Genomic DNA, 12894 nt, shown 5'->3' with positions numbered 1-12894 from the left:
ATGAAGTCGTCTGGTCGCGAACCGGCAACCGGAAAAGAAGAAGGCGCCGAGGGCGCCTTCTCCGTATTGCTTCAACCGTGGCCGCCGCCGCGAGGGCCGCGCTGCCCGCCGCCGCCGCCGGGTCGGCCACCGGGCCCACGCCCGCCGGCCGGGCGACCACCGGGGCGCGGACCCGCTTGCTGCGGACGGTTGCCACCGCCACCGGGACGTCCCTGCGGACGCGGACCGCGCGGCTGCTGGCCGTAGGGACTGAACCCTGGATTGGCGTGATCGGAGGGGAAGCTAGGTGCGCTGGCGGGGTGGCCGTACGGGCGCGCTGCGCGCTGCGGCTTGCCCGCACCTTGCGCACCGCGCGGACCACGTTCGGCACCCGGGCCGGCGCGGTCACTGCCGAAGCGGTCGCCACCGAAGCCACCGGGACCACCGCCCGGGCCGCGCTTGCCCATGCCGCCACCCGGCTTGCCACCGGCACCCGGACGACCGCCCGGCTTGCCGCCGTAAGGCTTCTTCGGGCCACCGGGGCCGGCGTTGCGGTGTCCGGCCGGGCCGGTATCCACACCGTCCGGCACGTACCAGCTGCGGAACGCCGCCGGATTGCCGTCCGGCAACGGCTTGGGGCCCTTCTGCGTACGCTGCTTGAACGGCCGTTGCGACTGCTTCGCGGCTTGCTCGCCACTGACGGTCAGCCCGCCATGCGGCTTCTTGCCGCGACCACCGCGGCCACGGTCTTCACGGACATGATCGAAGCGGCGCAGTTCGCGGCCTTCGTCGGCGCTGTTGTGGCCGTTGACGTAGGCGCTGCCGCTGCGTCCCCCGCCCACGTGCACGGTGGACTTGGATGCCTTGCGCTGGCCGATGACCGGCTGCAGCGTCAGCGCGGCGGGCGTGCCGTCTTCAAGGCCCAGTTCCTTGCGCAACGCCAGCACCTGGGCGTCGGGCAGCTCCTGCGACTGGCCGCGCAGCAACGGCTGCGGCAGGCTGACCTTGCCGTAGCGCACGCGCTTCAGGCGACTGACCTGGCAGCCCTGCGATTCCCACAGGCGGCGCACTTCGCGGTTGCGGCCTTCCTTGACCACCACGCTGAACCAGTCGTGCGAGTCGGTGCCACCGATCCGCTCGATGCTGTCGAACTTGGCCGGGCCGTCTTCCAGCGCCACGCCGCGGCGCAGGCGGTCGACGACGTTGTCCGGCACGCTCTCCTGGCCTTCCGGCGCACGCACGCGTACCACGTATTCGCGTTCGACTTCGTAGGACGGATGCATCATCGCGTTGGCGAGTTCGCCATCGGTGGTCAGCAGCAGCAGGCCGGTGGTGTTGATGTCCAGGCGACCGATGGCGATCCAGCGCGCGCCCTTCAGGGCCGGCAGCGCTTCGAAGATCGTCGGGCGGCCTTCGGGGTCTTCGCGGGTGGTCACTTCGCCTTCCGGCTTGTTGTAGATCAGCACGCGGGAAGGCTCGGTCAGCGCGCTGGCAACGAAAGTCTTGCCGTCGAGCTCGATGCGGTCGCCGCCCTTGACCGACATGCCGGTCTGCGCGACTTCGCCGTTGACCTTGACCAGGCCGTCGGCGATGCGCTGTTCCAGCGCACGGCGCGAACCCAGGCCGGCCTGCGCCAGTACCTTGTGCAGTCGCTCTTCAAGGCGTTGGGTATCGGGGGTTTCGGCGCCTTCGCCGCGCTTCAGCGACAGCTTGCCGAGGGAGGGTTTTTTCGGGGTGTTGCTCATTGTTTCTGCTCCGACGGTGCCTGGTGTTCCTCGTCGGAAACTGCGGCGTCGTCATCTTGGGGTTGAGGTTCATCGTTGGAAGCGTGTGCGGCGTCATGGCCGGCTTCCGTCGGGGTGTCGTCATTGGCGGCATCGTCCTGCGACGCGTCCGCGTGGTCCTGCGTATCGGTATCCGTTCCGTCGTCCCTGTCGCCTGCATCGTCGTCCGACGGCGTGGCCTGCTGGTGTTCGTCCTGTGCCTCATCCACGGCATCGCCGCTTGCGATGCTGACCGGCAGCGGCGCGCCGTCCAGCGGCAGTTGCGGCTCCAGTTCGCCGATGTCCTTGAGTTCGGACAGGGGCGGCAGTTCGTCCAGGCGCTTCAGGCCGAAATAATCGAGGAAGCCCTTGGTGGTGCCGAACAGCGCCGGTTTGCCCGGCACGTCGCGGTGGCCCACCACGCGGATCCATTCGCGCTCTTCCAGGGCCTGGATGATGTTGCTGCTCACCGCGACACCACGGACCTGCTCGATCTCGCCACGCGTGATCGGCTGGCGGTAGGCGATCAACGCCAGGGTTTCCAGCGTGGCGCGGGTGTACTTGGTCTTGCGTTCCGTCCACAGCCGGGCGACCCAGGCATGCACGTCGGCCTTGACCTGGTAGCGGTAGCCGGAGGCGACTTCGACCAGTTCCACGCCGCGGTCGGCGCAGGCGTCGGCAAGCTGTTGCAGTGCCTGCTCGACACTGCCTTCCGGTGCCGGCTCGTCCTCGGGGAACAGGCCGTGCAGCTGCGCGAGTGTCAGCGGCTGGGTCGCCGCCAGCAGGGCGGCTTCCACGATGCGGTTGATGAGCGATTGATCCATGCGGTCCTGTCGTTCGGGCATGCGGCGCGGGCGGGTCGGCCCGGCTGCGTCAGGGGGTGTCGTTGGCAGCGTCGCTGTCGTCGAACTCGCTGTTGAACTGCAGCGGTTCGTTGGTGTTGTTCAGCGCCAGCGACTTGATGTAGATCGGTGCCAGCGGGGCTTCCTGCACGATGTCCAGCAACTGTTCCTTGGCCAGTTCCAGCATGGCCAGGAACGTCACCAGCACGCCCAGCTTGCCTTCCTCCGGCGTGAACATGCTTTCGAAGCGGTGGAACTTGCCGTCCTCCAGCCGCGTCAGCACATCGCCCATGCGCTGGCGCACGCTGAGCGCCTCGCGCTTGATCGCGTGGCCGCTGAACAGCTCGGCGCGCTTGAGCACATCGTGCAGCGCCAGCAGCATTTCCTTCAGTTCCACCGGCGGCGGCAGCCTGACCGCCGCCCGGTCCGGAACGTCCGCGCTGACCGGCGTGGTGTCGCGGTCCTGGCGTGGCAGGGCGTCCAGGTCCTCGGCCGCCTGCTTGAAGCGTTCGTACTCCTGCAGGCGACGCACCAGCTCGGCGCGCGGATCGCCTTCCTCGCCATCCTCGCTCACCGGCCGGGGCAACAGCATGCGGGACTTGATCTCGGCCAGGATGGCCGCCATCAGCAGGTACTCGGCGGCCAGTTCGAACCGCAGCTCCTGCATCACATTGATGTAGTCCACGTACTGCCGGGTGATCTCGGCGACGGGGATGTCCAGGATGTCCAGGTTCTGCCGGCGGATCAGGTACAGCAGCAGGTCCAGCGGCCCCTCGAACGCGTCCAGGATGACTTCCAGCGCATCCGGCGGGATGTACAGGTCCTGCGGGATCTGCAGTACCGGCTGGCCATGCACCATCGCCAGCGGCATTTCCTGCTGCTGCGGATGCGTGGACGGGGATTGTGGGTTCGCGTCGGACGCGAGTTCTGGGCTCATCAAGAAACAGTCATCGTGCTAACCACCGATCCATCCTGCACGCGGCAGGGCCGGCTTGGTGCCGTCATTCCGCAAACCAACATCATGCGTCGCAGGGCGAACGCTTCCCTTGAAGCAACCAGCAAAGCACACCGCAGGACGCGGCGGTGGACAGCGAGAGGTCGTCGGGCGCGGGCGGGTATGGGCAGCGAATCGAACGTCCCGGTGGTCCCCGTGCCGGGGATCGGGGAGGGCGGCGTGGCCGGGTCTTCCCCTGGACGGGCCGCTGCTTCCGGCCGTGCAATGAATGACAGGGTAAGGCTTGGCCGGGAGCGTGTCCAGCACCCGCCCAGAGGAGGGCACGTACAATTCAGGCTCAGCCCCAGGAGTGAACAGCATGTGGTATGCCATTGAAGGGCATGACGCCCCCGACGCCCTTCCCAAGCGCCTGGCTTCGCGGCCTGCGCACCTGGCCCGCCTGACCGCGCTGCGCGACGAGGGTCGCCTGCTGCTGGCGGGCCCGTGTCCGGCCATTGATGCGGAGGATCCGGGTCCGGCCGGCTTCAGCGGCAGTATCGTGATCGCCGAGTTCGACTCGCTGGAAGACGCCCGCGCCTGGGCCGATGCCGATCCCTACGCAACCGCCGGCGTGTATGCGCGCACGGACGTCCGGCCCTTCCGCAAGGTCCTGCCGTGAACCGGATCGAGCGCATCCGGGCAGCCCTCGAGTCCGCCCTGCAGCCGGTGTCGCTGGATGTTCTGGACGACAGCCACAAGCACGCGGGCCATGAGGGGGCCCGTGATGGGCGAGGGCACTTCACGGTTCGCATCACCAGCGCCGCCTTCGCCGGCAAGCCCCCGCTGGCCCGCCATCGTGCCGTCTACGCCGCCCTGGGCGAGATGATGCAGACCGATATCCACGCCCTGGCCATCGACGCGCGGACACCCGACGAGGCCCGCTGAGCACCGCCGGCCTTTCCGGCGCTGCCGCATGCAGTCGCCGCTGAAAACGTTTACATTCGCGCCCTTCGCTATGCCGGGAGGGCGCCATGAAGCATCACAATCCCCGAATCCCCCACGCACTGCTGGCCGGACTGGTGGCTACCCTGCTGGCCGGGACCGCCGCCGCCAGGCCGCCGGTCTACGCGACGCCGGCCGAAAAAACGTTCGTTGACGCCCTGCTGGCGAAGATGACGGTGGAGGAGAAGCTCGGCCAGCTGAACCAGCCGCCCGGCGTGGGCAACAACACGGGGCCGGCCGCGATGGCGGGCAGCGAGGACCAGATCCGTCGTGGCGAGATCGGCTCCTACCTCGGCACCCAGGGCGCGGTGCTGACCTGCCGCCTGCAGCGCATCGCCGTGGAGCAGTCGCGGCTCGGCATTCCCCTGCTGTTCGGGTACGACGTCATCCACGGACATCGCACGGTATTCCCGGTGCCGCTGGGCGAATCGGCGAGTTTCGACCCGGCCGAAGTGCAGCACGCTGCCCGCGTCGCGGCGATCGAGGCGTCGGCGCACGGCATCCACTGGACCTACGCTCCGATGGTCGACATTTCGCGCGATCCACGCTGGGGCCGCGTCGTGGAAGGCGCAGGCGAAGACCCGTACCTGGGCTCCGTGCTGGCTGCGGCACGGGTGCGGGGCTTTCAGGGCGAAGACCTGCGCGCACCGGATGCGGTGCTTGCCACCGCCAAGCATTTCGTCGCCTACGGTGCAGCGGAGGCGGGACGCGACTACAACGTCGCCGACATCTCCGAACGCACATTGCACGAACTCTACCTGCCGCCGTTCAAGGCTGCCGTCGATGCGGGCGCGCAATCGATCATGGCCGCATTCAACGAGATCGCCGGCGTGCCGATGCACGCGCACCAGCCGCTGATCGAGGATCTGCTGCGCAAGCAGTGGGGCTGGGACGGCCTGCTGGTCAGCGATTACACCGGCGTGATGGAACTCATGCCGCACGGCGTGGCCGCCGACCGCGAACAGGCCGGCATCCTCGGCCTGCGCGCGGGCGTGGATGTCGACATGGTCAGCCAGATCTACGTGAAGGATCTTCCGGCGGCGGTGAAAGCGGGGCGCATCCCGATGGCGCAGCTGGATGCATCGGTGCGTCGCGTGCTCAACGCGAAGTATCGCCTGGGCCTGTTCGATGATCCCTATCGCTCCTGCACCGACGACGGCGCCCGTGAGCGCGCGCTGACCCTGACGCCGCAGCACCGTGCCGACGCACGCCGGATGGCGCAGAAGTCGCTGGTGCTGCTGGAGAACGACAACCAGGTGCTGCCGCTCTCCAAGTCGGTGCGAACGCTGGCGGTGATCGGGCCGCTGGCCGACCATCGCCGCGCCATGCTGGGCAACTGGGCGGTGGCGGGGCGCGAGGAAGATGCGGTCACCCCGCTCGAAGGCTTGAAGGCCGCGCTTGGCGACAGGATGCGCCTTGTCGTGGCGAAGGGTACCGACATCGACAGCCAGGACACCCGCGGTATCGCCGATGCGGTCGTCGCCGCGAAACAGGCCGACGCGGTGGTGATGTTCCTCGGCGAACACCCGGACATGAGCGCGGAGGCGAACAACCGCACGTCGCTGGACCTGCCGGGCGTGCAGGAGCAGCTCGCGCTTGCGGTCGCGGCCACCGGCAAGCCCGTGGTCGTCGTGCTGTTGAATGGCCGGCCGCTGTCGATCGGCGGGCTGAAAGGCAAGGTGCCGGCGATCCTCGAGGCGTGGTTCCCGGGCATCGAGGGCGGGCACGCGATCGCCGACGTGCTGTTCGGCGATGTGAATCCCTCCGCGAAGTTACCGATCACCTTCCCGCACAACGTGGGCCAGGTGCCGATCTACTACGCACACAAGAACACCGGCCGCCCGCCGCGCACGGAAGAGAAGTACACCAGCAAGTACCTCGACGTCCCGTGGACGCCTTTGTACGCCTTCGGCCACGGCCTGAGCTACACCACGTTCCGGTATGACGTACCGGTCGTGTCATCGGCGACGCTGAAGCCGGACGCCCTGGAGCAGCAGGTCAGCGTGCGCGTCACCAATGCCGGCAAGCGCGCAGGCGACGAAGTGGTGCAGCTCTACGTGCGCGACGACGTGGCCAGCATCACCCGGCCGGTGAAGCAGTTGCGCGGATTCCAGCGCGTGTCGCTGCAGCCGGGTGAATCGAAGACCGTGACGTTCACGCTCGGCTTCGATGACCTGGCCATGTACGACGCGCGCATGCAACAGGTCGTGGAGCCGGGCACGTTCACGGTCTTCGTGGGCGGCAGTTCGGACCGTACGCAGCAGGCCGCGTTCACGGTCGGGGCGCGCTGAGGCGAGCCGGCCGTACCCCGTCGTCGATGCTGCGCCGCAATATGTTTCGCAGGCAGCGCGAGGCGTGCAAGTCGTTGAAAGAGAAATATTTTTGCCACCAACTAACGCGCGCTTTACACGTTTCCGTGAAAACGGTTACAGTCCGCGCCACTTGCAGCAGTCATCACCGCGGAGGGGCGGGGAATGGCGCGAACCTCGGTCACCATCAAGGACGTCGCACGTGAGGCCCGGGTATCCGTGGCCACCGTGTCGCGTGCCTTGAACGGGCACGAGAACGTGGCCGAATCCGTGCGCCAGCAGGTCCTAGCCACGGCAGACCGCTTGCGCTACCAACCGCACGCCGCCGCGCGCAGCCTCAGCAGCCGCCGCACCCAGACCATCGGCGTGGTGCTGCCCGACCTGTATGGCGAGTTCTTCTCCGAACTGATCCGCGGCGTCGACCAGATCGCCCGCGCGCGCCGCCAGCACCTGCTGGTGTCCAGCTATCACGGCCACCCGGAAGAGCAGGGCGAAGCCCTGCGTGCGATGCGCGGCCGCGTGGACGGACTGCTGGTGCTGTCTCCCTACACCGACCAGCCGGGTTTCCTGGTGGACAACCTGCCGTCGTCGTTGCCTGTCGTGCTCATCAACAGCGACGTGCAGGACGCGACATATCCCACGCTGACCATCGACAACTACAGCGCCGCCGTGGCGATGGTGGAACATCTGGCACAGGCTGGTCACGCCAGGATCGCGTTCATCGGCGGCCCGGAAGGCAACTTCGATGCGCGCGAACGCCTGCGGGGGTATCGCGATGCATTGGCGCGTTTCGTGCCGGATGCGTCGCCCTTGGAGTTCCGCGGTGATTTCAGTGAATCCACCGGCTATGAGGCCGGCAAGCGCATCGCGCAGATGGCCGAGAAGCCGCAAGCCGTGTTCGCGGCCAACGACATGATGGCGCTGGGTTGCCTGTATGCCTTCAACGAAGCCGGCGTGCGTGTACCGCAGGACGTCGCGCTGGCGGGCTTCGACGACATCCCGCTGGCACGATTCGTTCACCCGACCTTGACCACGATGCGCGTCAGTATTGCCGAGTTGGGTGGTCAGGCCATGAGCCGCCTGCTGGATGCCATCGACTCGGATGGCGCGCGCGTGGCGCCATCGGCGATGTTGACCCCCGAATTGATCGTCAGGGCTTCGAGTGTGGGAGAGGGCCGCCACGCGAAAAGATAGGCAATGTTCGACCGCTTTTTTTTGAGCGGAGATGTAATCGATTACAAGCGGCACCAATGCCGATATGCAGTACATCAATCTTTGGAGGGAGAGCCAATGAAACATCGCAACCGCACCACGTTCCAACCCAATCGCAAGTTGTTGTCCTGCGCCCTGGCCAGCTGCCTGGCCATGGCGGCACCGCACGTGATGGCGCAGTCTACGTCGGCCACGCTGCGTGGTGCTGTGACGGCGGACTCGACCATCACCGTCACCAACGTGGATACCGGCCTGACCCGTACTGCGAAGGCGGCGAACGGCAGCTACAACATCGGCGGCCTGCCGCCGGGCACGTACCGGATCGAGGTCAACGCCGGTGGACAGACCAGCAGCCGTGCGGTGACCCTGGCCGTTGGCCAGACCGCCACGCTGAACCTGCAGGACGCACCGCCGGTCTCCGCACCGACGGGTGACGCGACCACGCTGGATACCGTGCGCGTGACCGCGCCGATGCTGGTGGAAACCAAGACGTCGGAAGTGGCGACGTACGTGTCGAACAAGCAGATCGAACTGCTGCCGCAGAACTCGCGCAACTTCCTGGCGTTCGCCGATATCGTGCCGGGCATGGCGCTGCAGACGCCGGTCAATGGTCAGGAGACCCAGATCCGCAGCGGTGCGCAGGGCGCGAATGCCATCAACGTGTACATCGACGGCGTTGGCCAAAAGAACTATGTCACGCCCGGCGGCGTTACGAGCCAGGACGACAGCGAAGGCAATCCGTTCCCGCAGTCCGCGATCGGCGAATACAAGGTCATCACCTCGAACTACAAGGCAGAGTACGACCAGATCAGCAGTGCAGCCATCACGGCCGTCACCAAGTCCGGTACCAATGAATTCGAGGGCAGCTTCTTCGTCGATCGCACGTCGGAGGCCTGGACACAGTCCACGCCGCAGGAGCTGCGGGATGGCGAGAACGAGGAGAAAGTGGAGCAGTACGGCATCACGTTTGGCGGCCCGATCCTGCGCGACAAGCTGCACTTCTTCGTGTCGTACGAAGCGAAGGACATCGTACGCCCGGCTCCGATCCTGCCGCCGACGGAGGTACTGAACAACAACGTGGTCCTGCCGTCCGAGATCACCCAGTACTACGGACCTGCGAGCCGGCCGTTCAACCAGGACGTCTATTTCGGCAAGCTGAGCCTGCAGGCCAGTGATGCGCACCTGATCGAGCTGATCGGACGGGTCCGCAAGGAAACCGGTGTGTTGGGCATTGGCGGCGTCAACGTTCCGAGTGCCGGCACGGCGCTCAACAACGATGAAACCCGCGTTGACCTGCGTTGGCAGTACTCCTCGCAGGATTGGCTGGCCGACAGCCACCTGACGTTCGAGGAGGCGGCCTACAATCCGAGTCCGGTCAACCCGATCAACTCGGCCCGCTACACCATCGTCAATCCGCAGAACCCGAACCAGCGCGATTTGCAGGTCCTGAATCTCGGCGGCGGCCCGAACTTCCAGGACAAGGGTCAGAAGGGCGTCGGTATCCAGAGCGATGTGACGTTCTATGGTTGGGAAAATCACACCATCAAGATGGGCGTGAAGTACAAGCAGGTGGATCTGAAGGCCTTCCAGCAATTCCCGCCATTCCCGCGCTACTGGTATGACGTCAACGAGAGCCTGACCCAGCCGTGGCGCATCGAATTCACCGCGCCGCGCACCGGCCGCGACCCCTTCGTAAGCTCGGAGAACAAGCAGTTCGGCATCTACATCCAGGACGACTGGCAGGTCAACGAGAAGCTGACGCTGAACCTCGGCATCCGCTGGGATTACGAACAGAATCCGGCCTACACCGACAATCGCCTCGACCCGGCTATCGAGGCCGCGCTGCGTGGTTGGACGAACATCCAGAACACCGACTACAACATCGACAACTACATCCCCGGTCCGGGCAAGCGCGACAACTTCAAGGACGCCATCCAGCCGCGCCTTGGCTTCTCGTACGACCTCACCGGTGACCAGCGTCATGTGATTTTCGGCGGTGCCGGGCGCGCCTATGACCGCACGCTGTTCGACTACCTGGCGCGTGAGTACTACGCGGGTGCCTTCACCACCTACACGATCAACTTCCCCACCGCGTTCCATCCCTGCTCGGGCACCAACTGCATACCGTTCAATCCGGCGCTGATGACCGACGCTGGACTCGATGCCTATCGTGCGGCGAACCCTGTGGCGGGCGGCGAGATCCAACTGGTCAACAACGACTTCAAGACGCCGTACTCCGACCAGTTCAGCCTGGGCATGCGCAACGCGGTGACGCTGTGGGGGCACGACTGGAACACGGCGGTGACCCTGCAGCACATCCGCGCGCGTGATGGTTTCTATGGCCGCCTCGGAAGCCGTCGCCCGGATGGCAGCTTCCATCAGTTCCAGTCGCAGGGACAGACGTTTGGCGGTTCGCCGTTCATCGCAGTGCCTGGCTACGGCAACCTGATCCTGTTGGACAATGGGTTCTCTTTCAACCAGAACTCGCTGCTGCTGTCGGCGGACAAGCCGTTCACGCAGGCATCGCCGTGGGGCGTCAACATCGCCTACACGTACATGGATGCGGAGGAGAATCGTCCGGAAGCCTCGCTCGGCGAGACGTTCCTGTTCGATTATCCGTACGTCACGGATGATTACTACGTGTCCGTCGGCGTGCCGAAGCATCGCCTGGTCCTTTCCGGCATTTATTCGCCGGGCTGGGATCTGACCTTCAGTGGCAAGTTGATTTTGGAGACGCCGAAGCCGAAATCCGCCGTGAATCGACTCAATTCACCGGCTGACGGCACGTGCCAGCCCATCACCGGAGCTGCGAACTGCGGTGACCTGCGTGCGTTCTATGCGCCCGTCACGCCGGAGGGCACGATTGGGTACAAGCGCTTCGATCTGGCGGTGCAGAAGCGCTGGAATCCCAGCGAAGACCTGTCAGTCTGGGTGCGTGGCGACATGATCAATGTCTTCAACTGGGAGAACTGGAACCAGTTCAACACCAACTGGGGCTCGCCGGGTGGTCCGCAGAACCCGAACCTCGGCACGCGTAGCGGCATCGAAGTGTACGAACCCATGCGAACCTTCAAGCTGTCCATGGGCTTCGACTGGTAATACTCACCCGCCCTCAGGCGGCGCCTCGTGCGCCGTCTGACCGGCGGGTTTGTTTCATGTGGTCCTGTAAACGATTACAACGGAACGACGTTTTGAAAAAGATCACCCAAGCCTCGCGTTCGTCCTGGTTCACCGGCGTAGCGCTGACTCTGTTGATCGCGGGCTGCCAGAAGGCACCCGAGCAGGTCGCGGCGCCTGTCGCCAAGCCTGCCGCGCCTGCGGTCGCCGCCAAGCCCGAGCCACCCGCGAAGCCGGAACTGCCCCCGCTGTTCCGCGACATCGAACGCCGCACGTTCCAGTTCTTCTGGGACACCACCAACGAAGTGAACGGTCTCACGCCGGACCGCTATCCATCGCGTCCGTTCGCCAGCATCGCGTCGATGGGTTACGCGCTGACCGCGTATCCGATCGGCATCGAGAATGGCTGGGTGAGCCGTACCCAGGCAGTGGACCGCACGCTGACCACCCTGAAGTTCCTGCGCGACGTGCCGCAAGGTCCGCAGAAGGAAGGCAAGGGTGGCCACAAGGGCTTCTACTACCACTTCCTCGACATGCAGAATGGCCACCGCTTCGACAGCTGGGTCGAGCTGTCCAGCGTGGATACGTCGCTGCTGTTGATGGGCGTGCTGTTCGCGCAGTCGTACTACGACCGGGACGACGCGCGCGAGAAGGAGATCCGCGACATCGCCGACACGCTGTACCGGCGCGTGGACTGGACGTTCCTGCAGAAGAACAAGCCGCTCATCTCGATGGGCTGGTTCCCCGAAAGCGGCATCATCCCGCATGACTGGAAGGGCTACAACGAAGCCATGCTGGTGTACGTACTGGCGATGGCGTCGCCCACGCACCCGGTGGGACCCGAGGCGTGGGAAGTGTGGACGCGCAGCTATGGGGAGCTGTGGGGCGTGTTCCAGGGCCAGGAGTACCTGACGTTCGCACCGCATTTCGGCCACCAGTACAGCCACGTCTGGATCGACTTCCGCGGTATCCAGGATGCCTACATGCGCGAGCGCGGCATGGATTACTTCGAGAACAGCCGCCGCGCCACGTACGCACAGCGCGCGTATGCGATCGAAAACCCCATGAAGTGGAAGGACTACGGCGAGAACGTGTGGGGCCTGACCGCGTCCGACGGTCCGCAGCAGACCACGCAGGAGTATCGCGGCGAACAGCGCCAGTTCCGCCACTACTCCGCACGCGGGGCCGGCTTCCGTGAAAACTTCGACGACGGCACCATCGCACCGACCGCTGCCGTGGCCTCGCTGCCGTTCGCACCGGAGATCGTCATTCCGGCCACCGAGGAAATGCACCGTCGCTACGGCGACTACCTGTATTCGAGCTACGGCTTCCTGGATTCGTTCAATCCGAGCTTCGACTACGACATCCCGCTGAAGACCGGACGCATCGTGCCGGGCAAGGGCTGGGTCTCCAGCGACTACATCGGCATCGACCAGGGTCCGATCCTAGCGATGATCGCGAACTACCGCAGCGACTTCGTCTGGAGCGTGATGAAGAAGAACCCCTACATCCGCGAGGGCTTGCGGAAGGCGGGGTTCCAGGGCGGCTGGCTGGAGGCGAAGACCGACAAGGCGATTGCCGCCGCCACCACAGAACCGGCAGCGCCGGCGGATCCCGACGCTGCGGCCGCACGTGCGCTGGGCTCGGCGGAGTCGCGTGCCAACCAGGCCGCACAGCCTGAGGCGGCGCGTCCGCAGCAGCCAGAGTAAGCTGCGCACATGGATGAGCGTGCGCCA

At 65.9% G+C, this 12894-nt stretch carries 8 protein-coding genes and 1 pseudogene; 6 read left to right on the top strand and 3 right to left on the bottom strand.

Features of this window, described 5'->3' with window-relative positions:
• Window positions 1-71: 71 nt before the first annotated feature.
• The 3 genes and pseudogenes from WBN46_RS14625 to WBN46_RS14615 form a co-directional block, all read right to left on the bottom strand.
• Window positions 72-1724 carry a pseudouridine synthase gene (locus WBN46_RS14625; protein ID WP_337732181.1) on the bottom strand — a complete coding sequence of 551 codons (1653 nt, stop codon included), beginning with the start codon at window positions 1722-1724 and terminating at the stop codon, window positions 72-74.
• Window positions 1725-1993: 269 nt separating this feature from the next.
• A pseudogene (scpB, locus tag WBN46_RS14620) lies at window positions 1994-2566 on the bottom strand (SMC-Scp complex subunit ScpB); the annotation flags it as partial.
• Between the two features lie 49 nt (window positions 2567-2615).
• The gene (locus tag WBN46_RS14615; RefSeq protein WP_337732180.1) at window positions 2616-3521 is read right to left on the bottom strand and encodes a ScpA family protein; all 906 of its coding nucleotides are present in this window, start codon (window positions 3519-3521) and stop codon (window positions 2616-2618) included.
• Between the two features lie 376 nt (window positions 3522-3897).
• Between WBN46_RS14615 and WBN46_RS14610 the strand changes: the two genes are divergently transcribed.
• The 6 genes from WBN46_RS14610 (at window position 3898) to WBN46_RS14585 (ending at window position 12867) form a co-directional block, all read left to right on the top strand.
• Window positions 3898-4197 (top strand): YciI family protein, encoded by a 300-nt coding sequence (locus WBN46_RS14610; RefSeq protein ID WP_142125003.1) that lies wholly within the window; start codon window positions 3898-3900, stop codon window positions 4195-4197.
• Complete coding sequence (locus tag WBN46_RS14605) at window positions 4194-4463, top strand: BolA family protein (RefSeq protein ID WP_192202742.1); 270 nt, start codon at window positions 4194-4196, stop codon at window positions 4461-4463. Before WBN46_RS14610 ends, WBN46_RS14605 begins: the two co-directional genes overlap by 4 nt.
• A gap of 86 nt (window positions 4464-4549) precedes the next feature.
• Window positions 4550-6811 (top strand): glycoside hydrolase family 3 N-terminal domain-containing protein, encoded by a 2262-nt coding sequence (locus WBN46_RS14600; RefSeq protein WP_337732179.1) that lies wholly within the window; start codon window positions 4550-4552, stop codon window positions 6809-6811.
• A gap of 183 nt (window positions 6812-6994) precedes the next feature.
• Entirely contained in the window at window positions 6995-8023 is a 1029-nt protein-coding gene (locus WBN46_RS14595) for a LacI family DNA-binding transcriptional regulator (protein WP_337732178.1), read from the top strand.
• A 96-nt stretch (window positions 8024-8119) separates the two neighbouring features.
• Window positions 8120-11140 carry a TonB-dependent receptor gene (locus WBN46_RS14590; protein WP_337732177.1) on the top strand — a complete coding sequence of 1007 codons (3021 nt, stop codon included), beginning with the start codon at window positions 8120-8122 and terminating at the stop codon, window positions 11138-11140.
• Window positions 11141-11232: 92 nt separating this feature from the next.
• The gene (locus tag WBN46_RS14585) at window positions 11233-12867 is read left to right on the top strand and encodes a glucoamylase family protein (RefSeq protein WP_337732176.1); all 1635 of its coding nucleotides are present in this window, start codon (window positions 11233-11235) and stop codon (window positions 12865-12867) included.
• The last annotated feature ends 27 nt before the right edge of the window (window positions 12868-12894 follow it).

The organism is Pseudoxanthomonas sp. CCNWLW251, from assembly GCF_037402255.1.
In the GTDB taxonomy this organism is placed as follows: domain Bacteria; phylum Pseudomonadota; class Gammaproteobacteria; order Xanthomonadales; family Xanthomonadaceae; genus Pseudoxanthomonas_A.
The sequence above is the reverse complement of the archived record's forward strand: the minus strand, read 5'-3'. Positions and strand labels throughout refer to the sequence as shown.

Bases quoted from the DNA above. Each gene is read 5' to 3' on its own strand.
- WBN46_RS14615 (WP_337732180.1), bottom strand. From the start codon at position 3,521: ATGAGCCCAGAACTCGCGTCCGACGCGAACCCACAATCCCCGTCCACG.
- WBN46_RS14590 (WP_337732177.1), top strand. From the start codon at position 8,120: ATGAAACATCGCAACCGCACCACGTTCCAACCCAATCGCAAGTTGTTG.
- WBN46_RS14625 (WP_337732181.1), bottom strand. From the start codon at position 1,724: ATGAGCAACACCCCGAAAAAACCCTCCCTCGGCAAGCTGTCGCTGAAG.
- WBN46_RS14600 (WP_337732179.1), top strand. From the start codon at position 4,550: ATGAAGCATCACAATCCCCGAATCCCCCACGCACTGCTGGCCGGACTG.
- WBN46_RS14610 (WP_142125003.1), top strand. From the start codon at position 3,898: ATGTGGTATGCCATTGAAGGGCATGACGCCCCCGACGCCCTTCCCAAG.
- WBN46_RS14595 (WP_337732178.1), top strand. From the start codon at position 6,995: ATGGCGCGAACCTCGGTCACCATCAAGGACGTCGCACGTGAGGCCCGG.